This is a genomic window from Arthrobacter sp. H-02-3 (assembly GCF_003097355.1).
Taxonomy (GTDB): domain Bacteria; phylum Actinomycetota; class Actinomycetes; order Actinomycetales; family Micrococcaceae; genus Arthrobacter; species Arthrobacter humicola.
This window is the reverse complement of the sequence record NZ_PYUI01000004.1, coordinates 259,273-283,473: the sequence shown is the minus strand read 5'-3', so window position 1 is coordinate 283,473 and position 24,201 is coordinate 259,273. Positions and strand designations below refer to the sequence as shown.

Here is a 24,201-nt window from a genome sequence, read left to right as displayed (position 1 = left end):
CGATTTTTATTCACCCCCACCCCGCCACACCCCATCGCCACCGGGCCCGCGGGCTCGGTTATGTGTATATCCGCCAGGGGGGGCGCAGGGCAGGGGCTGGGGCTGGCGTTGTCCCGGCAGCTCGCGCGCCGGCGCGGCGGCGACGTCCGGGTGCTGGACCCCGGCTCCCCCGGCGGCCCGGGCGCCGTGTTCGTCGCCACCCTGCCCGGGACAACAGAACCAACCGGAAAGGACACCGATGTCTGAGGATTTCAGGGTGCTGATAGTCGACGACGATTTCCACGTCGCCAAGCTGCACGCCGCCTATGTGGATTCCGTGGCCGGTTTCCTCGCGCTGCCTCCGGCCGGTTCGGCGTCGCAGGCGCTGCAGGCCATCCACAGCCTGCGCCCGGATCTTGTGCTGCTGGACGTCTACCTGCCGGATGCTTCCGGGCTGGACCTGTTGCACCAGCTGGACGTGGACACCGTGATGCTCAGCGCCGCCTCGGACACGGCCTCGCTCCGGCTCGCATTCCGCCGCGGCGCCCTGGGCTACCTGCTCAAGCCCTTCACGGCCGAAGCCCTGTCCCAGCAGCTGCGCTCGTATGCCCGTTACCGCCGTATCCTGGCCCAGCCGGGATCCGTCAACCAGGAGACGGTGGACCGCGCCAAGCGGGCCTTGATCGCGGGCGAGGTCGCCCCCTCCGCGCGGCCCCGGTCCGCCACCGAGGCCGCGGTGCTCGAATCCCTGGTTCCCGGTGAGCAGTATTCGGCCGCCGACGTCGCTGCCCGGGTGGGGGTGTCACGGGCGACCGCCCAGCGGTACCTGTCCTCGCTCGCGGACGACGGCGCCGTCGACATCCAGCTGCGCTACGGCACCACCGGGCGGCCCGAGCACCGCTACGGACTCCCCGCCGGAACCGGCCTCTAGGCCTCCGCAAAGCAACGCGGAGTCACCTACGGCCCAGCAGGGCCGCCGCGATGGACCGCAACGAACCCCGCGTCGGTTCTAGCCGGTGTCCGCCCGGCCCCGTTCTGCGGCCGCTTGTTCCGCCTCGACTGCCCTGTGGATGTTGCCGTGGATCTTGTCCGCCCCGATGAGTTCGATCACGCCGTCGCGTTCGAGAATGGCCCGTACCGCCGGCTTCAGGCGGGTGAGGCGCAGGTTGACGCCGGCGTCCCGGGCCAGGGTCACGACGTCCGCCATCTTTGCCGCGCCTTGGGAATCGACGAAGTTGATCCCCCCGCAGTCGATCACGATCCCGGTCAGTTCCGGTTTTGCATGGATGACGTCGCGCAGGCGATCCTCCAGGGCGTCGGCGGTGGCGAAGAACAGGCCGCCGTCGAACCGGATCACGGCCACGCCGGGCAGGATCTCGTCGCCGGGGTGCCCGTCGGCTTCGCGGAAGACCTGCGTGCCCGGTTCCCGGCCAAGAGACGGCATCGCCGGGTGGGTGGCCACCGCGACCAGCCAGATCAGCGAGAGTCCGATGCCGATGATGACTCCCGCGAGTACGCCGAACACCAGGGTTCCGAGGATCGCAGCGACCGCGATCCAGAAGTCCACCTTTTGTACCCGGGCCAGCCGCCGCATCTCCGGCACGTTCATCATGCCCATGACGACGGCCTCGATGATCAGAGCCGCCAGCACGGGCTTGGGCAGGTTGGAAAAGAGCGGCGCCAGGAACAGCAGTGTGAGCAGGACCGTGACACCCGAGGTGAGGGAGGCGAGCCCGGTCTTCGCTCCGGAGTGGTCGTTCAGCGAGCTCGCTGAGAGGCTTGTCGAGACCGGCATCCCCTGGAACACGCCCGCGGCCAGGTTGGAGAATGACTGCGCCGTCGATTCCTGGTTGATGTCGATCTGGTAGCGGTGCTTGGCGGCGAACGCGCGCGCATCGCCCGCGGTCTGGGAGAAGCCGATCAGGACCAACGCCACGGCAGCGACCGCGACCGTGCCCGCGTGGTCCCACATGAGCTGGCCGTCCGGGATCTTCAGCGCCGGCAGCCCCCGGGGAACGTCACCCACCAGCGCCACGCCCTTGGCGCCGAGATCAAACAATGCCGCCGCGAGCAGTCCGCCCACCACGAGCACCAGGGCGCCGGGGACCTTGGGAGCGATTGCCTTGAGTCCAAAGACGACGGCCAGAGCGATCACACCGACGATCACGGTCGCCTGGTGCGCCTCGCCGAGCGTCCCCAGCCAGGACCACAGTTCCTGGATCGGATTGGAACCGGTGACCTCGGTCCCGGTGAGCTTGGGGAGCTCCCCGATCACGACGTCGATCGCCGCACCGAAGAGGAAGCCAGTGACCACTGCCCGGGACAGGAACTGCGCGATCCAGCCCATCTTGAGGACGGCAAGGAGCAGGAACAGGACCCCTGAGGCAAGGGTGATACCGGCGACGAACGAGGCGATATCGACGTCGTTGGTAATGCCTGCCGCGAGCACGGCGCTCGCGGCCACCGCCGCCAGACCCGAGCTGGGACCCATCGAAATTTGCCGGCAGCTGCCGAAGATCCCGTACATGAGCGCGCCCGCGGCAGCCGCGTACAGGCCGTTCTGCAGCGGAATCCCCGCGATGCCGGCGTACCCTAGGTTCTTCGGGACAATCAGGGCGGCGACGGTGACGCCGGCGATCAGATCGCCACGCAGCCACGCCCGGTCATAGGAACGGAGCTGGCCGAAAATGGGGACCCGGCTGGGGCCCTGTCCGTGCGCCCTGGTCATGCGCCAGTCTTACCCCAAGTCCGGCCGTTCCGCCAGAGCTCCGCCCGGCCCGGGCACGAGCAACGCTTCTAGTTGGCGCTCTTCCGGGCGACGAGTTCGATCTCGACGAGCATCTTCGGGTCCAGGAACGGCAGCACGTGGACCAGGGAGAGCGTCGGGCGGATGTCGCCGAAGACCTCGCCATGGGCGCGGCCGGCCTCTTCCCACTTGCTGATGTCCGTCAGGTACAGCTTGGACTGCACCACGTCCTCAAAGCCGAAACCGGCCTCGGCCAGCACTGCCCCGAGCTTTTGCAGGATGTAGCTGGTCTGGGTGTAGAAGTCCTCGCCCACGATGCCGTCCTCGCCGCTCGCGGCGGTGGCGGAGATGTAAAGGGTGTTGTCCACCTGGACGGCCCGGGAATAGCCGAGCGTCTGTTCCCAGGTGGAGCCGGTGCCGAAGGTTTTGCGCATGGGGGTGCCTTTCGCAGTTGCCGCAGGGATCGGCACAACTCTAGGGCGGATGGCCGGCAGGCCGATAAAACGCGCGCTTTTGTGTCAGAGGGCCTGGCGGTAGACGAGGAGTTTGATGTCCGTGCCGGGCACCAGCCAGTCACGGTCCGGTGCCCGGACGAAGCCGGTCTTGCGGTAGAGGCCGTGGGCGCTTTCCCAGCTGATGCCCGTAGTGAGGGCCACGGCGTGGATTCCCGGCAGGGACCTTGCGTGTTCGATGATGGCGTGGACCATGGCCTTGCCGGCGCCGCTGCGCTGGACAGCCGGGTCCACCACGAGCATGCGGAACTCGAGCTCGTCGCTCCGGGCGATGTCCGCATAGGGTTCCCCCGCGACCGCCAGTGTCACGGATCCGAGGATGCGGCCGTCGCGCTCGGCCACCCAGATCGTCGCGTCCGCCGCCCGCGTGGTGACGTCCTGGATCTGCCGCATGTACGGGTGGTCTGCGCTCTCAAAGTAGCCCGCCGCCAAGTAGGCGTCCCGGGTGATGCGCGCTATGGCGTCGAAGTCGGCCGGAACGGCGGGGCGAATGAGGATCTGCGAAGGCACCTGTCAATGGTACGGGCGGCCGACACCGGCTACGTGCGCAAGGGCTGTTTCCGTGACTGAACTATCACTATTGCCGGGACCGGGCATGAGGAGCACCCGTCAGAGCGGAAACTTACCGGAGAGTTCCAGCGAACCGGCGCACGTCCAGGCTGCCAGACGCTCGTCGTCGGACGGCCCGCCGGCCAGCGGGCTGGTGAGCCGAGGCCGCCGCACCCAGCAGCCCGCCTCCTCCGCGATCAGCGCGCCGGCGGCGAAGTCGTGCTCGTTGAGCCCGCGTTCGCCGTAGGCGTCGTGGGTGCCGTCCGCCACGAGGCACAGGTCCAGCGCCGCCGAGCCCAGGCGGCGCATGTCCGCGAAGCCGTCCATCAGGCCGCCCAGGCCGCCGGCCTGTTCGGCCCGGACCCCGGCATCGTAGCTGAAGCCCGTCGCCAGGATCTGTCCGGTGCGCCCGGGGACAGGACCGAGCAGGGCAGTCAGCCGGCCCTGCTCCTCGAGCCAGGCCCCCTCGCCCCGGGAGGCGAAGTATGTGCGGCCCAGCGCCGGGGCGCTGACGACGCCGGCCAGCCAGACGCCGTCGGGGTCGGCCACCGCCACGGAGGTGGCGTAGTAGACGATGTTGCGGATGAAATTAGTGGTGCCGTCGAGGGGATCGATGGACCAGCGGTAGCCGCTGGGCTCCGTCGGCAGGACCGTCCCGCCCTCCTCCCCCGTGATGATGTCGTGCGGCCGGGCGGCGGTGATGACGTCCCGGACGGCGGCTTCGGCGGCGAGATCGAAGGCCGTCACCCAGTCTCCCGAGTCGCCCTTGTTGCTGACGTCGAGGGCGGCGGCCTTCCGGGTGGCCAGGACCGCGGCACCCGCAGCTGCAGCCGATTTGGCCAGTTCCAGCAGCGCCGCCGTGCCGGGCTCGGCATCGGGCGGGACGGAGGGGTGGGAGCTCATTGAGCCGCCGCCGAGTCGACGCCGGGGGCGTCGCCGTCGTCGTCTTCCGAGTCAAGGTCCGGGTCAAGCTCCGGATCCGTGTCGCTGTCGGCCGCACCGGCCGGGCCGTTGGCCAGCAGGGCCCGGAAGCCGTCCTCGTCCAGGACCGGAACACCGAGCTGTTCTGCCTTGTCCAGTTTGGTGCCTGCGTTATCGCCAGCCACCACGTAGCTGGTGTTCTTGGAGACCGAGCCCGCCGCCTTGCCGCCACGGATCAGGATGGCCTCCTTGGCCTCGTCACGGCTGAAACCCTCGAGGCTTCCGGTGACCACGACGGTCAGCCCCTCCAGGGTCCGGGGTGTGGACTCGTCGCGCTCGTCGGCCATCCGGACACCGGCGGCGGCCCAGCGGTCCACGATGTCGCGGTGCCAGTCCTCGGCGAACCATTCCGTCAATGCCTGGGCAATCACCGGGCCCACGCCGTCCACGCTCGCGAGCTCTTCCTCGGAGGCCTGCCGGATGGCGTCCATGCTGCCAAACGCGGTGGCGAGGGCGCGGGAGGCGCGCGGGCCGACGTGCCTTATGGACAGCGCCACCAGGACGCGCCACAGCGGCTGGGACTTGGCCTTCTCAAGTTCGCGGAAGAGCTTGTCCGTGGTGGCCGTGGGCTTGGACGGGGTCTTGGTGGTGGCTTTGGTATAGAAGTAGGGAACGAGTTCGAATTCGCCGGTGGCCACGCCTTTGGAGCGCTTCTCCCGGCGGACGCGGACGTCCGCGAGCTGCTCCGGGGTGAGCTCGAACAGTGTCGCCTCGGTGGTCAGCGGCGGCGTTTCGGGCTCGGCGGGCTGGGTCAGGGCGATCGCGGCTTCCCAGCCGAGGGCCTCGATGTCGAAGGCGCCGCGGCCGGCGAGGTGGAAGACGCGTTCACGCAGCTGCGCCGGGCAGGATCGGGAGTTGGGGCAGCGGATGTCCACGTCCCCTTCCTTCCCGGGGGCCAGCGGCGTGCCGCAGGCCGGGCATTCTGTGGGCATTATGAAGTCGCGGACGGGCGGGTCCTGCTGGTCGCGGAGCGCCAAGACCGGGCCCACAATTTCCGGAATGACGTCTCCGGCCTTGCGCAGCACCACGATGTCGCCGATCTTCACGCCTTTGGCCTTGACCACTTCCTGGTTGTGCAGGGTGGCCATTTCCACGGTGGAGCCGGCGACCTTGACCGGTTCCATGATCCCGTAGGGGGTGACCCGGCCGGTGCGGCCGACGTTGACGGCGATGTCCAGCAGCTTGGTGTGCACTTCCTCCGGCGGGTATTTGTATGCCACGGCCCAGCGCGGCACGCGGGAGGTGTAGCCCAGGGCGCGCTGCGTGGCGAAGTCGTCCACCTTGACCACGATGCCGTCGATCTCGTGCGTCAGGCTATGCCGTTTGTCGCCGTAGCGCTTGATGAAGTCCAGCACGTCCTGCAGCCCGGCGAGGACCTCGAAGTACGGGCTGGTGGGCAGGCCCCATTCGGCCAACTGGCGGTAGGTGTCTGACTGGCTGACCGTCTGGAGTCCCTCGCGGGCGCCGATGCCGTGGACGTACATCCGCAGCGGCCGTTTGGCGGTTTCCGCCGGGTCCTTCTGCCGCAGCGATCCGGCGGCGGCGTTGCGCGGGTTGGCCAGCGGCGCCTTGCCGGCCTCGATCAGGGCCTCGTTGAACTCCGCGAAGGCCTTGGACGGGATAAAGACTTCGCCGCGGACTTCCATTTCCGCCGGGAAGCCCGTGCCGCTGAGCTGTTGCGGGATTTCCTTGATGGTCAGGACGTTGTGCGTGATGTCCTCGCCGGTGGTGCCGTCGCCGCGGGTGGCGGCCCGGACCAGCACGCCGTCGCGGTAAAGCAGGTTGACGGCCAGGCCGTCGATCTTCAGTTCGGTGAGCCACGCCGGCGGGTTGCCGCCGTTGCCGATCTTGGCGATGGACGCCTCGGCCTTGGCAATCCAGGCCTCAAGCTCCTCGAGGGAAAAGACGTCTTCCAGGCTGTACATGCGCTGCAGGTGTTCGACGGCGGCAAACGCGGCGGACACCTCGCCGCCCACTTCCTGCGTGGGCGAATCGTTGGCCACAAGCTCCGGATGCATGGCCTCGAGGGTTTCCAGCCGCCGGTAGAGCTCGTCAAACTCGGCGTCGGAGATGATCGGCGCGTCCTCCTGGTAGTACGCAAAACGATGTTTGCGGACCTCCTCCACGAGGTCTTCGTACTCCGCGCGGACATCCCCGGACGGGACCTGCTCCCCCTCGGGGCGTTCAGGATCCGTGACGTGCCCCTGGGCTTCGTCGGCTGCTTTTTCAGTCTCTGCTGCGGTCTTTCCTGTGCTCACAGACCTATCCTGCCCTAGATCATTGCCATTGTCCGATCAGCAGTCTGTCCGGCCGGCAGCCCGCCGGTCAGACGGGCGTATCCCCGACGGCGGTCCGGGCATCGACCACAATCGCGGTGACGTTGTCCCGTCCGCCGCTCCGCAGGGCGGCCTGGATCAGTTCGTCGACCGCCGCCTGGGGGTCCGGCTCGGATCCAAGGATGCCGGCAATCCGCTCGTCGCTCAGTTCCCCGTTGAGCCCGTCCGAGCACACCAGCATCCGGTCACCGTCCTCGAGCGGCATCAGCCAGTAGTCGGCCTCGGATTCGTCTCCGGTGCCCAGCGCGCGCGTCACCACATGCCGGCGCGGATGGACGGCGGCCTCGGCTTCGGTGATCTGGCCGGCGGCCACCAGTTCCTGCACTTCAGAGTGGTCCACACTGACTTGGGTGAGGCCGCCGTGGCTGTACCGGTAGGTGCGGGAATCGCCGATGTTCAGGACCAGCCAGTACGGGCCGTCCGGCTGCTCCACCACTATGACGCCGGAGAGCGTGGTTCCGGCGCGGGAGTCCGTGGCCTGGCGGATGCCCTCGTCAGCTATGAGCAGATAGTCCTGGACGAGGCCTGCCGTTGCGTCCCGGCTGCCGGTCTTCACCTGCGGAAGCTCCGCCAGGGTGCGCACGCAAATGCTGCTGGCGACTTCGCCTGCCTCGTGGCCGCCCATGCCGTCGGCCACCGCGAAGACGGGCTCGGCGGCAATGAAGGAGTCCTCGTTCATCTCACGGCGCAGGCCCCGGTCCGTGCCGCAGCCCCAGCGCAGGCGCGGTCCCCGCGCCCCGTCCGAAGCGGGAAGCGGGGCGTCTGAGGTAGGGTTCATGGCCGTCCTAGCTGAAGTGGTGCTCGCGAAAGTTGGCGGCGGTCACACACCCGGCCGGGTGGCAGCTGCCGGTCCGACTATTGCATATGCGCCGCACAACTGAGAAGCCCGTGCCCTTAGTCCTGCGCGTGGCGGGTGATTAGCGCTGCGCTTAGTCCTGCGTTCAGTCCAGGACGAGGCCGCGGCCGCTGCCGGGCTGCAGCTGTACCGGGTGGATTTCGCCGAAGCCGCGGACGTCCTCGGCCGGGCGGGGCACCAGGACGAAGCGTTCGTCGTCGTCCAGGGCGGCCGCGGTCATGGAATCCACCAGCACGGTGCCGGGATCTGCGAGGGCGGTCAGGCGGGCGGCGAGGTTGACGGTGGGTCCGTAGATGTCCCCCAGGCGTGACAGGATTCGGCCCCAGACCATCGCCACGCGGGCCTGCGGCAGGATCTCGTCCTCCGTGAAGGCCCGGGACAGGGCCAGCGAAATCTCGGCGCCGGCCGCTGGTGTTTCGGCGATGTAGAGGACTTCGTCGCCCACCGTCTTGACCAGCCGGCCGCCGCCGACGGAGATGATCTCGGCGCATTTGTTCTCGAAGCGCTGCACCAGCTGGGCGAGCGTCTTCTCATTCATCCGCCGGGACAGGCTGGTGTAGGACACCAGGTCCGCGAAGCCTACGGCCCGCGCCAGGGGCAGCGGCGCGTCGTCCTCGTCGCCTTCGCGGCCCTCTTCGCTGGACTGCAGCCCGGCTTCTGCCCGGACGGCCAGGCGCTGGACGCCGGCGTTGAGCTGGCGGCGCCAGGAGTAGACGAGCATCTCCTCAAGGGCGTCAATGAGGTTCGGCAGCTCGCTGACAAGGCGCTTGCGGGCCACGGCATCCGGCACTCCCTGCTTCTGGACCATGTCCTCGACGAGGGCCTCGATCTGCCACACCACCATCCGGTCCGTCATCTGGCCGATGGCCCGCGTGATGGAAATGGCGGCTTCCTCCGTGAGCTTGCCGGCACGCACCAGGTCCACGATCGTGGACAGGGCGGACTGGTCGCGTTCGGTGAACGCGACGTCTTCATCACCGAGGTTGGGAAAGCCGAGGGCGCGCCAGAGTTTCCGGGCGGACAGCAGCGAAAGCCCGGCACCGGCGGCGACTTCACGGCGTTTGAGCTTGCGTTCGCCGCCCAGCAGACGGGCTTCGAGGGCCTTGGCGGCGAGCCGTTCGGCGGACATGGTTCCGGTGGGCGGAGCGACGGGTTCAGCGGCATCGGCCGCGGCCGGTTCGACGGCCGGGTCAACGTGCGCGCTGGCGTCGGCGTCGGCGGGCTCTACGACGGCGGGAGCGTCGTCGATGCCGGCGGCACCGGGTCCGGAGCCGGCGTCGTGGGTGGCCTCAGGCGTTGACGCCGGGGTGACGGCTGCCGGCTCCGAGATGACGTCTTCCGGTTCCCGGGGCAAATCCGGGGCGGCGAGGTCGGTGTCCTGGTGGACGTTCTCAGCGTTCATCTCTTCCACCTTCTCTCATCTCCCACGGCAAGTCCTCGCCCGGGTTGTTCGTCGTGCCCTCGGCCCCGAAGGCGTCGCCCCTGGGGAGATCGCCGATGGCGTCAAGAATGAAGTTTCGGAATGTCGCGACCTCTGGAACGTCGGGAACCTTGGTTCCCAAGGGGTACCCGGTCTCCAAGGATATATTCCCGGAGCGCAATAGGCGCTGCAACAACGATTGCTCAATGGCCACATGGCGGACTGCGGCGAGCGGGATCTGCTGATCGCGCCGCCGTAACATGCCGTAGCGGGTAACTAAGCGCTGGCTGGTCAGGATGTAGCGCGTGGCCTGCCATGTGATGACCCGCGGGAGGCAATAACCGAGCAGCACCCACGCCGCCAGCCCCAGGCACACGGCGATCAGCCAGGGCGTCCATTCCTGGGGGATGAGGGGCACAAGCTTCGCCGGGCCGCCTTTGACGACCCAGGCGCAGGCGTACGCGGCCAGTGCCGGCACCACAATGAACAACAGCGCCGGGACAATCAGCATCCTGGGCTGGGGCCGGGTTACAACAATCACTTGCTCACCCGGCAGGAGCACTTTACGCATAACCGCTTTCTGCTCCGCCGCGGCCGCCTCCACCCTGTCCGTCTGCTGCGGCCGGGTTCCACGGCCTCAAGTGCACGACGTCCCCGGCGGTCACCACATGTTCATGGCCCGTCGCGTCAACCACCAGGAGCGAACCGTATTCGTCCAGGCGCGTGGCGTGGCCGATGATCTCGTGGTCGCCGGGCAGCTGGGCGCGGACCTGCTTGCCGAGGGTCGTCAGCAGGTGTTCCACCCTCTTGTGCAACGAAGGGCCGCCAGCCATCCCGGCGGCGGGGTCGCCGTCGGCGTTGCAGAAGCTGCGGTACAAGGTGGCGAAGCGGGACAGGTAGCTCTTCAGGAGTTCTGTCCGGTCCACCGTGTCCGGGTTCTCCAGCAGCACGGACGTGGCGGTGGGCACCGGGAGTTCCGGCTCCGTGACGGTGACATTCAGACCGGTGCCGAGGATGACCGGCGGCGTGCCGACGCCGCCGAGCGAGCCAAGCTGGGCCAGGATTCCGGCGATCTTCTTGCCGCGCACCAGGACGTCGTTGGGCCACTTGAGTTCCGCGGGAATGCCCGCGGTTTCCGTCAGGGCTTCCCGCAGGGCAAGGGCCGCGAGCAGGGAGAGCCACGAGTAGCTGTGGGTCGGCAGCGGCCGGCCGGTCGCGTTGACCGGACGCAGCACGAGCGAGACGGAGACGGAGCTGCGGGCCGGGGCCTCCCAGTGCCGGTCGAGCCGGCCGCGCGCAGCGGTCTGGTATTCGGCGGTGAGCACCGACAGGTCCGGCCAGGCGCCGGGATCCTCGGTCACGCCGCGGAGGAGATCGGCGTTGGTGGAGCCGGTGGTCTCCACCACTGTCAGGCGCGGAATCCCGTTGGCGGACAGGAAAGCCTCATCGCTCAGGGCGTTGAGGTCCAGCGGTGGACGGTCCGGGGTTTCCTGCACGGCTTCCATCCTTGAATCCTACCGAGGAAAGTGCGCCCCGGCTCCGGCCGCGTTCACTCACGTACCTCCGCTGGCACTCCCCACCTTTAGCCGGCGCGGGCGGCGTGTCGGCCCGACACGCCGGAGATTCCCGGCGTCGGGTCCGCAAACGAGCGGAATTTCCGCGGGGGATGCCGCCGAAAACACTCAGCAAGCTCAGAGGAAGATGTCCGGGACCAGCCTGCCCTCTGGCGCGCCGAGGCTGTACGGGCTGAAGTCCTTCACTCCGGCCGCCGCGAGAACCTGCTCGTCGGTGTAGAAGTTGCCGCTCCAGCTGCCGGATTCCGGGATCGCGTTGCTGGCAGTCAGCACGGCGTGGGCCGCGTCGGCCATGATCTCCGGGCCGCGGGCGCCTTTGACGATCATGTCGCCGCCGGGCATGTTGCGGATCGCGGCGGTGTCGATCAAGGTGCAGGGCCAGAGCGAGTTGACGCTGATGCCGTCCACCTTGAGTTCCTCGGCCAGGCCCAGAGTGGTTAGGCTCATGCCGTATTTGGCCATGGTGTAGGCCAAATGCATCCCGGCCCATTTGGGATCCAGGTTCAGCGGCGGCGAGAGCGTCAGGATCTGCCCGGCCTCTGACTCGCGCAGCGCGGGCAGGGCCAGCTTGCTCATCAGGAAGGTGCCGCGGACGTTGATGTCCTGCATGAGGTCGTAGCGCTTCATGTCCAGGGCGTCGGTCTTGGACAGGTCGATCGCCGAGGCGTTGTTGATCACGATGTCGATCCCGCCGAAGCGTTCGACGGCGGCGGCAACCGCGCCGGCGACGTCGGCGTCGTTGCGGACATCGCCCACCAGCGGCAACGCCCGCCCGCCGGCGGCCTCGATCTGTTCGGCGGCCGTGTAGACGGTGCCCTCCAGCTTGGCGTGGGGCTGTCCGGTCTTGGCCATCAGGACGATGTTGGCGCCGTCCCGGGCCGCGCGGAGCGCGATGGCCAGCCCGATGCCGCGGCTGCCCCCGGAGATGAGGATGGTGCGGTCCTGAAGGGAACCGGCGGCCTGGTACGGCCCTGCAGCGGCGCCCGAAGCATCATTGCTTGAAGTCATGAGCACACTCTAGCCGACCAATGTTACTGGCCGGTAACAAGGAGGCGCGGGAGCGTTGCGGCGCGAAAATTGTAGGTTCCCTACAGCGGCACCGGCCAATACCGTCACTAGACTTGCCAGCAGAGCCCTGCTTTTGTGGATTCCAGCCAAAGGAGCCAGCGGGCCGGGCACCGAACAACCTAGCGACAGAGCCGGAGACACTTGATGAGCCACGATCTGACCACGACTGCGGGAAAGCTTGCAGATTTCCGCGACCGCCAGGCCCGTGCCGAGCAGCCCTCCGGCCCGGAGGCGGTAGTCAAGCAGCACGCACGCGGCAAGAAAACCGCCCGCGAGCGCATCGACCTCCTGCTGGATGCCGGCTCGTTCGTCGAGTTCGACGCGTTGGCCGTGCACCGCTCCACCGCGTTCGGCATGGAGAAGAAAAAGCCGCTGGGTGACGGCCTCGTCTCCGGCTACGGCACGGTGGACGGCCGCCCGGTGGCCGTCTACAGCCAGGACTTCTCCGTCTACGGCGGCTCGCTGAGCCAGGTCAACGGCGAGAAGATCGTCAAGGTCCAGGAATTTGCACTGCGCAACGGCTGCCCGGTGGTCGGCATCCTCGACGGCGGCGGTGCCCGCATCCAGGAGGGCGTCGCCTCCCTGGCGATGTTCGCGGACATCTTCCGCAACAACGTCCACGCCTCCGGAGTGGTCCCGCAGATCTCCCTCATCATGGGCCCCTCGGCCGGCGGTGCGGCCTACTCCCCCGCCCTGACCGACTACGTGGTCATGGTGGACAAGACCTCGCACATGTTCATCACCGGCCCGGACGTCATCAAGACGGTCACGGGTGAAGACGTGGACATGGAGACCCTGGGCGGCGCGCGCCAGCACAACGCCAACACCGGCACCTCGACCTACCTGGCCTCCGACGAGACCGACGCTGTGGAGTTCGTCCGCGAACTGCTGGACTTCCTGCCCTCCAACAACCTCGCCGAGGCCCCGGTACTCGACCACCAGCAGGAGCTGGAGATCGACGACGACGACCTCGCCCTCGATACCCTGATCCCGGACTCGGCCAACCAGCCCTACGACATGCGCAAGGTCATCGAACAGATCGTGGACGACGCCCACTTCCTGGAGATGCAGTCCCTCTACGCCCCGAACGTGATCATCGGCTACGGCCGTGTGGAGGGCCACACGGTCGGCATCGTTGCCAACCAGCCCATGCAGTTCGCCGGCACCCTGGATATCGCCGCGTCGGAAAAGGCCGCCCGCTTCGTCCGGCACTGCGACGCCTTCAACATCCCCATCATCACCCTGGTGGACGTCCCGGGCTTCCTGCCGGGCAAGGACCAGGAGTTCCAGGGCATCATCCGTCGCGGCGCGAAGCTGCTCTACGCCTACGCCGAAGCCACCGTGCCCAAGCTGACCGTCATCACCCGCAAGGCCTACGGCGGGGCCTACATCGTGATGGGCTCCAAGAAGCTCGGCGCGGACCTCAACCTCGCCTGGCCCACCGCCCAGATCGGCGTCATGGGCGCCCAGGGCGCGGTCAACATCCTGTACCGCCGTGAACTCGCCGCGGTGGCCGAGGCCGGCGGCGACGTCGAGGCCAAGCGTGCCGAGGTGATCCGCCAGTATGAGGAAGAGCTGCTCAACCCCTACCAGGCGGCCCAGCTGGGCTACGTGGACTCGGTCATTGCCCCGTCCGAGACCCGGGTGCAGATCATCAAGGGGCTGCGCGCCCTCCGGGACAAACGGGCCGCCCTGCCCGCCAAGAAGCACGGGAACATCCCGCTGTGACCCCCGTGCACGAACCCGCTGAACCGCTGGAACCGGTTGAGCAGCCGGGCAGCGATGCGTCGCCGGCACTGCTTTCCGTCGTCAAGGGCGAGCCGACGCCAGAGGAGCTGGCGGCGCTGACCGCCGTCGTGCTGTCCATGGGGCAGGCCCCGCAGGCGGCACCGGAAGCTCCCGGCGTCCGGCACTGGGTCCGCCGGCAGCAGCTGCGGCTCGCACCCAAGCCGGGTCCGGACGCCTGGCGCCGCAGCCTCGGCTAGCCGTTCGGCTAAGCGGCCCGGCTGGGCCGCCACCGAAAAAAGTTCAGCGAGTCTTTCATAACCGCGACGGCCGGGCTAGTCTCGTCGGGTGACTACCGAAACCATAGCCTCAGACAACTCGGCCCCCGCGCGCCAGCAGACAGCTATTGACGCCGTCGCCGACGCCTACACGGACACCCTCATCCGGCTTAACCCGAGCTTCGGCACCGAGCTCGGCCTGCCCGGGCACGAGACCGAATACCCGGACTTCTCCCCCGCCGGACACGAGGAATTCGCGGCCGCGGCGCGCGAGGCACTCGCGGCGCTGGACGGTCTGGAGCCGGTGGACGACGTCGACGCCGTCACCCTCGACGCCATGCGGGAGCGGCTGGGCCTGCAGCTGGAAATCCACGAATCGGGCTGGGACGCGGCCGACCTGAACAACATCGCCTCGCCGTCGCAGGACATCCGCGCGATCTTCGACCTCATGCCGACGGATACGGCCGATCAGTGGGACCACATCGCCGGCCGGGCCCACAATGTCCCCGCCGCGATCGACGGCTACATCGAATCGTTGCGCTCGGCGATGCAGGACGGCAAGGTGGCCGCAGCCCGCCAGGTATCGATCGTGATCGAGCAGGCCACCAAACACGCAGCCGACGACGGTTTCTTCGCGAACCTCACGGCCGGCGCCACGACTGCGGACGGCCCGCTCCCGCCGGAACTGCAGTCCAAGCTCGACGCCGGCACGGCGGCCGCCCGGGTGGCCTACGCCCGGCTAGCGGGATTCCTCGAGTCCGAACTCCTGCCCGTCGCCCCGGCCAAGGACGCCGTCGGGCGCAGCCGCTATGCGCTGGCCTCACGGTCCTTCCTCGGCGCGACCGTGGATCTGGAGGAAACCTACGCGTGGGGCGTGCAGGAACTGGACCGCCTGATCGCCGAACAGGAACGGGTGGCCGGGGAAATCCGGCCCGGCGCCACGATCGAGGAAGCCAAGGAGATCCTGAACAACGATCCCGCCCGCCAGCTCAAGGGCACCGACGCCCTCCAGGCCTGGATGCAGGAACTCTCCGACAAGGCCGTGGCGGAGCTCGCCGGCGTCCACTTCGAGATCCCGGACGTTATGAAGACGCTGGAGTGCAAGATCGCCCCCACCGATGAAGGCGGCATCTACTACACCGGCCCCTCGGAGGACTTCAGCCGTCCGGGCCGGATGTGGTGGTCCGTGCCTGCCGGTGAGGACACCTTCACTACCTGGGCCGAAACCACCACCGTCTACCACGAGGGAGTGCCCGGCCACCATCTGCAGGTCGCCACCGCCACCTACCGCCGCGAGCTGCTGAACAAGTGGCGCCGGAGCGTGTGCTGGACCTCGGGCCACGGCGAAGGCTGGGCCCTCTATGCGGAGAAGCTCATGCAGGAACTGGGCTACCTGAAGGATCCGGGCGACCACATGGGCATGCTCGACATGCAGCGCATGCGGGCCGCCCGCGTGGTGTTCGACATCGGAGTGCACCTGGAGTTGGAGGTGCCCGAGCGTTGGGGGTCGGGCACCTGGACCCCGGAGAACGGCTTTGACTTCCTCCGCGCCAACCTGCCGATCAGCGAGGGGCAGCTGAAGTTCGAGTTCACCCGCTACCTCGGCTGGCCGGGACAGGCACCCTCCTACAAGGTGGGCCAGCGGCTGTGGGAGCAGATCCGGGCCGAGCTTGAATCCCGCCCCGGCTTCGACCTCAAGGCGTTCCACACCAAGGCCCTGAACATCGGCTCGGTGGGCCTCGACACCCTCAAGCGCGCGCTGCTGGGGTAGGGCGGTTCCCGGGAGCAGCCATCCTCCCGCCATCTCCCTGGCCTGGCAAGCTCGGCCAGGGAGATGGCGTGGGCCCAGGCGTGCTCGCTCGGACACCCCACCGTCCCCGAGGGGAGATAAAGGCCACACCGGAGGTTGGAATAACTTCACAATCGGGTAGTCTTACGGCGTATTTCCTGGGATTGCGCGACCGGACCTAAAAACTTGCCGCGTAATATTTCTCAACATCCTTTCGCCGTGCTATCGGCGCTGGTCCTAGCGTGTTCCGGTGAGCATTCAGACAAGCACCCCCGCACCCGCTGGAAAGACCGGGTTCCAGCTACCCAAATGGGCCGGCTCGTTCGGTTTCCAGATCATCGCCGCGCTGATCGTGGGCCTCGGCCTTGGCCTTCTCGCCAAGTACACAGGCAGCACCAAGGCGAACCCCAATGCCCTCGGCACCACCCTGCAGACCATCGGTTCGAGCTACGTCTCGCTGCTGCAGACCGCCGTCGTTCCCCTCATCTTCACCGCCGTCGTCAGCTCCATTTCCAACATGCGCGCGGTCTCGAACGCTGCCCGGCTCGCCTGGAACACGCTGCTCTGGTTCGCCATCACCTCGCTGATCGCCGTGCTGATCGGGATAGGACTCGGCGTGTTGCTGCAGCCCGGGGCCGGCACCGGCATCAACCAGGAAGCTAAGTACGCCGGCAAGTCCGGCGACTGGTGGGCCTTCCTCACCGGGCTCTTCCCCAAGAACTTCCTCGGCCTGGGAGCAACGACGACCGTCACTGACGGCGTGGCCACCACCGCGGTCAGTTTCAACGTGCTCCAGATCCTCGTGATCGCGATCGCCGTCGGAATCGCCGCACTCAAGGTGGGGAAGGCCGCCGAGCCGTTCCTGAACCTCAATGCCTCCGCCCTCGCCGTCATCCAGAAGGTCCTCTGGTGGATCATCCGGATCGCGCCGATCGGCACCGTCGGCCTGATCGGCAACGCCGTGGCCGTCTACGGCTGGGACACGATCGGCTCGCTCGGCAAGTTCACGGTGGCCATCTACATCGGCCTGGCGCTCGTGCTGTTCGTGGTCTACCCCGTCCTGATCCGCAGCCACGGCCTGTCCGTCAAGCAGTACTTCTCCGGCGTGTGGCCCGCCGTGCAGCTGGCCTTCGTCTCCCGCTCCTCGATCGGCACGCTGCCGCTGACCCAGCGGGTGGCCGAACGGAGCCTGGGCGTCCCGCGCGCCTATGCCTCCTTCGCGGTGCCGCTGGGCGCGACCACCAAGATGGACGGCTGCGCCGCGATCTACCCCGCCGTCGCTGCGATCTTCGTGGCCCAGTTCTTCGGCATCCAGCTTGATTTCACCCAGTACCTGCTGATCGCGCTGGTGTCCGTGCTCGGCTCGGCCGCGACCGCCGGCACCACCGGCGCCGTGGTGATGCTGACGCTGACGCTTTCCACGCTGGGACTGCCGCTGGCCGGCGTCGGGCTCCTGCTGGCGATCGACCCGATCCTGGACATGGGCCGCACCGCCGTCAACGTGGCCGGCCAGGCCCTGATCCCTGCAATCGTGGCCAAGCGCCAGGGCATCCTGGACGAGACCCTCTACAACGCGCCGCGGAACGGCGATCCGTTCAGCGACGACCTCACCGACGCTTCCGCCGACGCTGTGGCCGCGCCGGCTGCTGATCCGGCCTCAGCGCGGCCGACGGCGGAGCGCGAACTGGCGGACGCCACGGCCTAGCCGGTCCGGTCGGACAGGCAAAAGTGCGACGGCGAAGTCCCCGGAATTTCCCGGGGACTTCGCCGTTTCTGCCGTTGAACGGGCTAGAGGGGGCTGGCCCTTAGCGCCCGCCGATCACGCCCTTTTCCGCCGCCTTGGTGACGGCATCCGCTTCAGCCTGGGTCAGGGTGCCGTCCTTGACGGCCTGGTCCAGCCGGGGCTTCAGCGCGGCGGCGTGCTGGGCCTGCTCCGCGGTCCGGATTTCCTCCAGGGCGGCCGTGACCTTGGCTTCATCGATGCCAAGGGACTTCGCCAGGGATGCGGCCAATGCCTTCTCCATCGCGGCGCGGTCCGGCTTCTGCCCTTCGGCCGGCGGGGTGGTCGGCTTGTTCGCGTCGCGGAAGGCCTTCAGGGCGTCGGTGACCTTGGCCTCGTCAACGCCGAGTTTGGCGGCGAGGTCCTTGACACGGGTGCCGAGCTCGGCGCCCGCAGGTCCATGGCCGCGGCGCCCGCCGTGCATGCCGTGCCCGTCGGAAAAGGTGCCACCCGGGGCGCTGGAGCTGGGGGACGGGGTGGGGCTCGGCGTCGTCGTGGCAGAGGCCATCCCGGCGACTCCGAGCCCGGCGCCGAGTGCCACCGCCGCGGCCCCAAGGCCGAGCGCGATTTTGGTTGTGCGTGACATGTGTGTCTCCTGGATCTGCCGCGCGGTGACGGCTTTTTGTTGCTGACGGCTCTCCTTGGGAAGTCGGTACCGCCAGCGTTTCCAGTCTGCACCCGCCTGAGCAGAGATAGCTGTCTCCCAGCTTTCAGGTTCCTGTGAATCCTGCTGTGAATCCGGCAACGGATCCCGGCCCTGGCGCAGACGTGAATCCCGCTGCATGGCTGCCCTCGCTCAGGCCCCAAAAGTGGATAGGCTCTGGGCATGCTGATCGTCACATCGAATGACATCCCGGGCCACCGGATCGACGCCGTCTTCGGCGAAGTCATGGGCCTGACCGTCCGCTCCCGGGACGTCACCGCCCAGGTCATGGCGGGCTTCCGTTCCTTGGGCGGCGGCGAGGTGCGGGAAATGACCCGGGCCCTCTACGACAGTCGGCAGCAGGTCATGGCCCGGATGGTCTCCGAAGCCGAGCAGCGCGGCGCCAACGCCATCGTCGCCATGCGCTTCGACACGTCAGCGATCGGGCCCAACTGGACGGAGATCTGCGCGTACGGCACGGCCGTCTTTGCCATTCCACTCTCACACAACGAGCCCGGAGCGACGGGCCAGTCGATCTACCTGACCGGTTCCGGCGACGCGGCCGGCGAACTCAAACCCTGAGCCTCAAGCCCTGAAAATACTTGCCCAGAGTGCAAACATGCACGTAGTGTAAGGGCGTGTCTTCACTACCATCCTCTGCCGGCGGCCAGGCTGCCGCATCCGGTGAACCCGGCGTCCCGTCACGCCGCGAACTAAATAAGGCGGCCACCCGGCAGGCCATCACTGATGCCGCACTAGACCTGCTCCGGTCGCGGGGGCCCGGAAACTTCACGGTGGAGGACATTGCCGACGCCGCCGGGATATCCCGCCGCACCTTCTTCAACTACTTCGGCAGCACCGAGGCGGCGCTGGCCTCGGTGACATTCGGATTTCTGGACACGGCGCTCCAGCAGTTCCGGTTGCGTCCGGCCGACGAACCCATCCTGGACTCGGCGCGGGCAGCCCTCGTTGAACTGGCCGATCCCATGACGGTTGCACCGGTAGCCGAGATCTACAGCCTGGGCCAGACCAATCCCCAGCTCAGCCGCTCCGAACTGGAAGCCTGGGACCACTGCACCGAACAAATCATCGAGGCCGCCCGCGAACGCTTTGCCCGGACGGCCGGCCACGACATCGACGAACTCTATCTGCGTGCCCTCGCCGGTTCGGTCATCTCCTGCGGCAAAGCAGCCCTGGACGTGTGGTTCGCCCGTTGCGGCGGCGACCTCAGCCCGGATTCCCTGTCCGTCCTGCGCCAGCTCCTGATCGAATCGATGGGCCTGCTGGGCTCCGGTTTCGCATCCCACTCCCCCGCCACCCCTTCCCCAGATCGGCACTGACATGGCCCTATTGCTTTACCGTCTCGGCAAGTTCTCCTACCGTCACCGCTGGCTCGTCATCTCCCTCTGGCTCGCCATCATGGTGGCCGTCGGTGGTGCGGCAGCCGCCTTCCACGGCACCCTGTCCAATAACTTCCAGATTCCCGGCACCGAAACCCAGCAGATGGCGGACAAGCTCAAGAGCGAGCTTCCCTCGTCCTCCGGCGGCTCCGCGAGCGTCGTGTTCGAAGCCAACGATGCCCAGTTCAGCCAGGCCGGAAAGGAAGCGGTCACGGCTGCGCTGGCAAAGCTGAAGACGCTACCCGATGTCCAGGGGACAGTTGACCCGTTTGCCACCCAGGCGCAACTGGACAAGGCCGCCGCCGACCTCGCCGCGGGCAAGGAGCAGTCCGCTGCCGGCAAAGCCCGGCTGGACCAGGCCGCGGCCGAGTTGGCCGCAGGAAAGGCCAAGCTGGACGCTGCCGAGCAGCAGATGACGGCGGCCGGCATGCCGGCCGCCGTCATCGAGGCGCAGCTCGGCCAGCAGAAGGCGGCCCTCGCCGAAGGTCAGGCAAGACTCGACGCCGGCACCAAGGAACTGGAAGCCGGCCAGGCAAAGCTGGCCCTGGGCACACGTCAGCTGGAGGCATCGAAGGGCCTGCGCTTCGTCTCCGAGGACGGCAAGGCCGCGATCGCGCAGATCCAGTTCAAGACCTCCATCAACGGCCTCAAGCCTGAGGTCCGGCAGGAAGTCCAGAACATCGTCAAGGAGGTTTCCGCCGCCAATGTGACCGCCCTGCCCAGCAAGGAGATCAGCGAGGACATTTCCGAGATCTTCGGCACCGCCGAAATTCTCGGCATCGCGGTGGCAGCCCTGGTCCTGATCATCATGCTCGGAACCCTGATCGCTGCCGGGCTTCCGCTGCTGATGGCCATCGTCGGCGTCGCCGTCGGTGTGGGCGGCACCTTCGCCCTCAGCGGTGCCATGGATATGAGCTCCATCTCCCCGATGCTGGCGCTGATGCTCGGCCTTGCCGTCGGGATCGACTACTCCCTGTTCATCGTCAACCGCCACCGCGGCCAGCTGCTCGGTGGTATGGACCCCGAGGAATCCGTGGCGCTGGCCACCGGCACGTCCGGCAACGCTGTGCTCTTCGCTGGCCTTACTGTCATCATCGCCCTCGCAGCCCTCGTGGTCCCCGGCCTTCCGTTCCTGGCCGTCATGGGTCTCTCGGCCGCCGCGACGGTAGCCGTCGCCGTCGTCGTTGCCTTGACCCTGACGCCCGCTGTCCTCTCCCTTGTGGGCCGGAAACTGATCTCCAAGCGAGCCTGGGCCAAGGCAGAGAAGCACAACGCCGCCCCGGGCCACGAGACCGAGGACCGGGCCCGCGACGAACGCCGCAGCACCCACGGCTGGGGTGGCCTCGTCACCCGGCACCCGGTCCTGACCCTGCTGGCCGGCGTCCTGCTGCTGGGCATCGTGGCGCTGCCGGCGAGCCAACTGCGGCTTGCCCTGCCCGATGCCAGCTCCGAGCCGGTCGCCTCGCCAGCCTTCAAGGCCTATGACGTGACCAAGCGAAGCTTTGGCGAGGGCATGACGGGCCCGATCATCGTGGTGGGCGACCTCCCCGAAGGACTCAGCGAAACCGACGCCACGGCCAAGCAGTTCGACGTCGCGGACATCCTGCGCAAGACCGAGAACGTTACCGCCGCCGTGCCCCTGGCCCTGAGCGAGGACCGCCGCACCGCCGTATTTCAGGTCATCCCGAACGAGGGTCCGGCCAGCGCGAGCACCGTCCAGGTGGTCTCCGAACTCCGGGCCGAAAAGGCCCAGATCAAGGACTCCACCGGGGTCAGCATCGGGCTCACCGGGCAGACCGCCGGCAACGTCGACGTGTCCACCAAGCTCGGTGACGCGCTGCCGCCGTACCTGGCAATCGTGGTGGGCCTCTCGCTGATGCTCCTGCTGCTCGTGTTCCGCTCTATCTGGGTGCCGCTGCTGGCCACCGGCGGTTTCCTGCTCTCGCTCGCCGCCGCGTTCGGTGCCGTCGTCGCCGTCTACCAGTGGGGCTGGTTGGGGGGCGTGTTCGGCGTCGAGAATCCGGGTGCCGTGCTGAGCTTCCTGCCGATCATCCTGATCGGCGTGCTGTTCGGCCTGGCCATGGACTATCAGGTTTTCATTACCTCGGGCATGCGCGAGTCGTTCATGCATGGTGAATCGGCCAAGCACGCGGTCCGCACCGGCTTTAGCCATGCCGCGTCCGTGGTCACCGCCGCCGCCATCATCATGGTCAGCGTGTTCTCCGGCTTCATCTTCTCGCACCTGAACATGGTCCGGCCGTTGGGCTTTGCCATGGCTTTCGGCGTGCTGGTGGACGCGTTCGTGGTCCGCATGACGATTGTCCCCGCCGTGATGTACCTGCTCGGCGAGAAGGCCTGGTGGCTTCCCCGCTGGCTGGACCGGATCCTGCCGGACGTCGACGTCGAGGGCGCCAAGCTCCACCAGCCGGCACGTGCTGCGTCGGCCTCGACTGAGGCCGAGCCCGAAGCCGAGTCTGAAGAGGTCGCAGCGCGCTGACGTTCGCCAGCGCGGTACGACGGTATTCGCCGCCCGCTAGAGCAACGCGGGGTCACTCAGCGATTGCGGTAGTAGTCCTTCCAGACCAAGCGGTGAAGGGGGATCCAACGCGGCAGCGACCTCAGACCGGGGATGAACGGCAGCAGGGTCAGCAATGCCGTGAGCACGAACATTGTGACGACCACCAGCGCATCGGCATTCGGGGCGGACTTGAACGGTTCCACCTGGTAAAGGAGCGAGAAGAGCCACAACCAGGACTGCCCCGGCGTATCGCCGGTTTCGTTCATCACGCCCCACTGATCCCCGGAGAGGTGTTGGCTTGCCGCGAGACCCGGGAAGTAGCTGCCGTCCCCCAGGAACAGGAGGCTGCGCGTGTAGTCCGTGTTGTAGAAGTTTCCGCCGTTCTGCAGCACGCCGTCCAAATTGCCTTGGCGCGCCATGTCGAGCAACGCGCCGGTCAGCGCGGGGACCGGGCCGTAATCGCCGTCGGCTACCTTGGCGGGGTCGTTATCGGGCGCGGCGGCGAGGGCGTCGGAATAGGCGGCTGCCCAGCCTGAGCGCTGCTGATCCGTGGCCGCCATCCAACGTGCCAGGTCTGCCGGCGGAGACGGCAGCGTCGCCAGCGGGACGATCACGAAGTCATTGGCGGTGTCTACGGGAAGGCGGACGCCGGAGAGGCTCTGCAGGTCCACGGGGCCGATCGTCTGCGACGCACCTGGAGTCGAGTTGTAGGGCGGGCCGTACCCCGCAGAATCGCTGGTACCGGCCAGTTCTTTTGCCGCGGTGCCAACGAAATCCGCCGGGGCGGCCGTGGCCCACGCTTTCAAGCTGACGCTGGGCTCATCAGGGGACCCGAAAAGGGCGGATACGCCAAGCACGAGCAGCCCGACCACCACAACACCGATGATCAGTTCCTTGATGAGGTCATATTCGCGGACGCTGCCCGTCCAGGGCCGGCTGGCAGCGTCGTCCGTCTTCCGCCAAGAGATGCTGTTGGTTTTCCTGGTCATCGCACTGCGCCCCCGGATTCCGCGGTCTCCGGTGGTGCGGTAGGCTCCGGAGGTTCCGCGGGCTCGGGACGGTTGTGAAGCAGCTGGGCGTCGGACTCCGCGGCCTCAAGCGGAGGGACAACGCCGTGGACCCGTACCAGCAGGACATGCAGGATCACCACGGCGCCGACGGCCAGGGGCAGCAGTGTGATGTGCCAGGTGAAGAGCTGCCCGACGTTGGCGACGTTGAACCAGGCGCCTACTCCGACCGCGTTCAGCGCGTCCTTGGCTTCGAAGGCAATCCACTGGGAATCGAAGTTCGTCTGGAGCAGATATCCGGTGAAGGCCGCCACGATGGAAACGACAAAGGAGATCACGCCGGTGATCCAGGTCAGGACCCGGCCCCCGCGCCAGGCCGCCATCCAGAATTTCAGCCACAGGTGCACCACCATGAAGATGAAGAAGAGCTCCACGCTCCACAGATGGGTGCTGTTGACGAAGTTCCCCAGCGATGAAACGTGGTACCACTGGGGTCCGTTCAGTCCCAGCACGATCCCCGAAATGACGATCCACAGCAGTGAAGCGATCGCCCCCATGCCGAAGACGTACGCCCAGGATGCCACATAGCTCGGCTGGTCCTCGGGCAAGAGCTTGTCCGGAGGAAGCTTCTTAAGGAGCCACCGGCGGGCTCTGCCCGTCCAGGTGTGGGCGTCAGGTTCCTCGACCGGCGTGCCAGGCCCCGGTGTCGCCTGGGCGGTCATTTCCGCCGCTTCCCGCCAGGAAAAGGCAGGACCAGGGCCAGGACAAACAGGATGATCATCACGACGATCACTATCAGGTTTCCCGACTGGATGGTGAAGCCGTCCCAGCCAAAATATGTTCCGTCCCCAACGGTGCCAACGCTTGCCACTAGCCATCCGGTCATGGGCTGCTCGATTCTCTGTAGTGTCCCGAGGCAACCACACCATGAGCAAGTATCCGCAGCCAGAGTCTTTCGCCCCGGCCGAGGGCCAACAGACGGCGCTACCTGGCGCCCCTGGAGGCCTCCGGATGGGCCGTAAGTGACTCCGCGTTGCTGA

The 24,201-nt window shown here is 67.6% G+C and carries 22 protein-coding genes and 1 pseudogene; 9 read left to right on the top strand and 14 right to left on the bottom strand.

Annotated features, from left to right (window positions below):
* Together C9424_RS21630 and C9424_RS06715 are read left to right on the top strand one after the other, a co-directional pair.
* A pseudogene (locus C9424_RS21630) lies at positions 1-246 on the top strand (hypothetical protein); the annotation flags it as partial.
* Positions 239-910, top strand: coding sequence for a response regulator (locus C9424_RS06715; RefSeq protein WP_116766108.1), 672 nt, complete (start codon positions 239-241; stop codon positions 908-910). The pseudogene C9424_RS21630 and the gene C9424_RS06715, both read left to right, overlap by 8 nt.
* 78 nt (positions 911-988) lie before the next feature.
* On the opposite strand, the gene C9424_RS06710 is transcribed toward C9424_RS06715, so the two are convergent.
* The 10 genes from C9424_RS06710 to C9424_RS06665 all read right to left on the bottom strand — a co-directional run bounded on the left by C9424_RS06710 (position 989) and on the right by C9424_RS06665 (position 11,961).
* Positions 989-2,707, bottom strand: a complete 1,719-nt coding sequence (locus C9424_RS06710; RefSeq protein WP_116766107.1) for a SulP family inorganic anion transporter — start codon at positions 2,705-2,707, stop codon at positions 989-991.
* A gap of 68 nt (positions 2,708-2,775) precedes the next feature.
* Positions 2,776-3,159 carry a RidA family protein gene (locus C9424_RS06705; RefSeq protein ID WP_116766106.1) on the bottom strand — a complete coding sequence of 128 codons (384 nt, stop codon included), beginning with the start codon at positions 3,157-3,159 and terminating at the stop codon, positions 2,776-2,778.
* A gap of 84 nt (positions 3,160-3,243) precedes the next feature.
* On the bottom strand, positions 3,244-3,747 hold the full coding sequence (locus C9424_RS06700; protein WP_116766105.1) for a GNAT family N-acetyltransferase: 504 nt from the start codon (positions 3,745-3,747) through the stop codon (positions 3,244-3,246).
* Positions 3,748-3,846: 99 nt separating this feature from the next.
* Positions 3,847-4,689: an inositol monophosphatase family protein gene (locus C9424_RS06695; protein ID WP_116766104.1), complete on the bottom strand. Its 843-nt coding sequence runs from the start codon at positions 4,687-4,689 to the stop codon at positions 3,847-3,849.
* Positions 4,686-7,025, bottom strand: coding sequence for an NAD-dependent DNA ligase LigA (ligA, locus tag C9424_RS06690; protein ID WP_116766103.1), 2,340 nt, complete (start codon positions 7,023-7,025; stop codon positions 4,686-4,688). Before ligA ends, C9424_RS06695 begins: the two co-directional genes overlap by 4 nt.
* Before the next feature lie 67 nt (positions 7,026-7,092).
* Entirely contained in the window at positions 7,093-7,881 is a 789-nt protein-coding gene (locus C9424_RS06685) for a PP2C family protein-serine/threonine phosphatase (RefSeq protein ID WP_116766102.1), read from the bottom strand.
* A 163-nt stretch (positions 7,882-8,044) separates the two neighbouring features.
* Complete coding sequence (locus C9424_RS06680) at positions 8,045-9,361, bottom strand: adenylate/guanylate cyclase domain-containing protein (protein ID WP_116766101.1); 1,317 nt, start codon at positions 9,359-9,361, stop codon at positions 8,045-8,047.
* The gene (locus tag C9424_RS06675) at positions 9,351-9,950 is read right to left on the bottom strand and encodes a PH domain-containing protein (RefSeq protein ID WP_116766133.1); all 600 of its coding nucleotides are present in this window, start codon (positions 9,948-9,950) and stop codon (positions 9,351-9,353) included. Before C9424_RS06675 ends, C9424_RS06680 begins: the two co-directional genes overlap by 11 nt.
* Positions 9,943-10,884, bottom strand: coding sequence for a biotin--[acetyl-CoA-carboxylase] ligase (locus tag C9424_RS06670; protein WP_116766100.1), 942 nt, complete (start codon positions 10,882-10,884; stop codon positions 9,943-9,945). The genes C9424_RS06675 and C9424_RS06670 overlap by 8 nt, the downstream gene beginning before the upstream one ends.
* 186 nt (positions 10,885-11,070) lie before the next feature.
* On the bottom strand, positions 11,071-11,961 hold the full coding sequence (locus C9424_RS06665) for an SDR family oxidoreductase (protein ID WP_116766099.1): 891 nt from the start codon (positions 11,959-11,961) through the stop codon (positions 11,071-11,073).
* 204 nt (positions 11,962-12,165) lie between these two features.
* Here C9424_RS06665 and C9424_RS06660 point away from each other — a divergent pair, with 204 nt between their 5' ends.
* The 4 genes from C9424_RS06660 (at position 12,166) to C9424_RS06645 (ending at position 17,518) form a co-directional block, all read left to right on the top strand.
* A complete protein-coding gene (locus tag C9424_RS06660; protein ID WP_116766098.1) occupies positions 12,166-13,749 on the top strand; it encodes an acyl-CoA carboxylase subunit beta in 1,584 nt (527 codons plus the stop codon).
* A gap of 5 nt (positions 13,750-13,754) precedes the next feature.
* Entirely contained in the window at positions 13,755-14,006 is a 252-nt protein-coding gene (locus C9424_RS06655) for an acyl-CoA carboxylase subunit epsilon (protein ID WP_442862017.1), read from the top strand.
* An 88-nt stretch (positions 14,007-14,094) separates the two neighbouring features.
* A complete protein-coding gene (locus tag C9424_RS06650) occupies positions 14,095-15,795 on the top strand; it encodes a DUF885 domain-containing protein (protein WP_442862016.1) in 1,701 nt (566 codons plus the stop codon).
* A 268-nt stretch (positions 15,796-16,063) separates the two neighbouring features.
* The gene (locus C9424_RS06645) at positions 16,064-17,518 is read left to right on the top strand and encodes a dicarboxylate/amino acid:cation symporter (protein ID WP_116766097.1); all 1,455 of its coding nucleotides are present in this window, start codon (positions 16,064-16,066) and stop codon (positions 17,516-17,518) included.
* Positions 17,519-17,618: 100 nt separating this feature from the next.
* On the opposite strand, the gene C9424_RS06640 is transcribed toward C9424_RS06645, so the two are convergent.
* Entirely contained in the window at positions 17,619-18,179 is a 561-nt protein-coding gene (locus C9424_RS06640) for a Clp protease N-terminal domain-containing protein (protein WP_116766096.1), read from the bottom strand.
* Positions 18,180-18,419: 240 nt separating this feature from the next.
* Between C9424_RS06640 and C9424_RS06635 the strand changes: the two genes are divergently transcribed.
* The 3 genes from C9424_RS06635 to C9424_RS06625 are packed head-to-tail and all read left to right on the top strand — an operon-like array spanning position 18,420 to position 22,133.
* Positions 18,420-18,818, top strand: a complete 399-nt coding sequence (locus C9424_RS06635; protein WP_116766095.1) for a YbjQ family protein — start codon at positions 18,420-18,422, stop codon at positions 18,816-18,818.
* A gap of 56 nt (positions 18,819-18,874) precedes the next feature.
* Positions 18,875-19,576, top strand: a complete 702-nt coding sequence (locus C9424_RS06630; RefSeq protein ID WP_116766094.1) for a TetR/AcrR family transcriptional regulator — start codon at positions 18,875-18,877, stop codon at positions 19,574-19,576.
* A gap of 1 nt (position 19,577) precedes the next feature.
* Positions 19,578-22,133 (top strand): MMPL family transporter, encoded by a 2,556-nt coding sequence (locus C9424_RS06625; protein WP_116766093.1) that lies wholly within the window; start codon positions 19,578-19,580, stop codon positions 22,131-22,133.
* A gap of 56 nt (positions 22,134-22,189) precedes the next feature.
* Here C9424_RS06625 and C9424_RS06620 read toward each other — a convergent pair whose 3' ends face one another.
* The 3 genes from C9424_RS06620 to C9424_RS21400 are packed head-to-tail and all read right to left on the bottom strand — an operon-like array spanning position 22,190 to position 24,047.
* Entirely contained in the window at positions 22,190-23,143 is a 954-nt protein-coding gene (locus C9424_RS06620; RefSeq protein ID WP_237563324.1) for a hypothetical protein, read from the bottom strand.
* Positions 23,140-23,883 carry a cytochrome b N-terminal domain-containing protein gene (locus C9424_RS06615; protein WP_116766092.1) on the bottom strand — a complete coding sequence of 248 codons (744 nt, stop codon included), beginning with the start codon at positions 23,881-23,883 and terminating at the stop codon, positions 23,140-23,142. Before C9424_RS06615 ends, C9424_RS06620 begins: the two co-directional genes overlap by 4 nt.
* On the bottom strand, positions 23,880-24,047 hold the full coding sequence (locus C9424_RS21400) for a hypothetical protein (protein ID WP_161958199.1): 168 nt from the start codon (positions 24,045-24,047) through the stop codon (positions 23,880-23,882). The genes C9424_RS06615 and C9424_RS21400 overlap by 4 nt, the downstream gene beginning before the upstream one ends.
* Positions 24,048-24,201: the final 154 nt, after the last annotated feature.

What these genes read in the sequence shown, in the direction of transcription:
- C9424_RS21400 (WP_161958199.1), bottom strand. Translation starts at nt 24,047, where the DNA reads ATGACCGGATGGCTAGTGGCAAGCGTTGGCACCGTTGGGGACGGAACA.
- C9424_RS06615 (WP_116766092.1), bottom strand. Translation starts at nt 23,883, where the DNA reads ATGACCGCCCAGGCGACACCGGGGCCTGGCACGCCGGTCGAGGAACCT.
- C9424_RS06695 (WP_116766104.1), bottom strand. Translation starts at nt 4,689, where the DNA reads ATGAGCTCCCACCCCTCCGTCCCGCCCGATGCCGAGCCCGGCACGGCG.
- C9424_RS06665 (WP_116766099.1), bottom strand. Translation starts at nt 11,961, where the DNA reads ATGACTTCAAGCAATGATGCTTCGGGCGCCGCTGCAGGGCCGTACCAG.
- C9424_RS06670 (WP_116766100.1), bottom strand. Translation starts at nt 10,884, where the DNA reads ATGGAAGCCGTGCAGGAAACCCCGGACCGTCCACCGCTGGACCTCAAC.
- C9424_RS06710 (WP_116766107.1), bottom strand. Translation starts at nt 2,707, where the DNA reads ATGACCAGGGCGCACGGACAGGGCCCCAGCCGGGTCCCCATTTTCGGC.
- C9424_RS06715 (WP_116766108.1), top strand. Translation starts at nt 239, where the DNA reads ATGTCTGAGGATTTCAGGGTGCTGATAGTCGACGACGATTTCCACGTC.
- C9424_RS06635 (WP_116766095.1), top strand. Translation starts at nt 18,420, where the DNA reads ATGCTGATCGTCACATCGAATGACATCCCGGGCCACCGGATCGACGCC.
- C9424_RS06680 (WP_116766101.1), bottom strand. Translation starts at nt 9,361, where the DNA reads ATGAACGCTGAGAACGTCCACCAGGACACCGACCTCGCCGCCCCGGAT.
- C9424_RS06640 (WP_116766096.1), bottom strand. Translation starts at nt 18,179, where the DNA reads ATGTCACGCACAACCAAAATCGCGCTCGGCCTTGGGGCCGCGGCGGTG.
- C9424_RS06625 (WP_116766093.1), top strand. Translation starts at nt 19,578, where the DNA reads ATGGCCCTATTGCTTTACCGTCTCGGCAAGTTCTCCTACCGTCACCGC.
- C9424_RS06705 (WP_116766106.1), bottom strand. Translation starts at nt 3,159, where the DNA reads ATGCGCAAAACCTTCGGCACCGGCTCCACCTGGGAACAGACGCTCGGC.
- C9424_RS06620 (WP_237563324.1), bottom strand. Translation starts at nt 23,143, where the DNA reads ATGACCAGGAAAACCAACAGCATCTCTTGGCGGAAGACGGACGACGCT.
- C9424_RS06675 (WP_116766133.1), bottom strand. Translation starts at nt 9,950, where the DNA reads ATGCGTAAAGTGCTCCTGCCGGGTGAGCAAGTGATTGTTGTAACCCGG.
- C9424_RS06660 (WP_116766098.1), top strand. Translation starts at nt 12,166, where the DNA reads ATGAGCCACGATCTGACCACGACTGCGGGAAAGCTTGCAGATTTCCGC.
- C9424_RS06685 (WP_116766102.1), bottom strand. Translation starts at nt 7,881, where the DNA reads ATGAACCCTACCTCAGACGCCCCGCTTCCCGCTTCGGACGGGGCGCGG.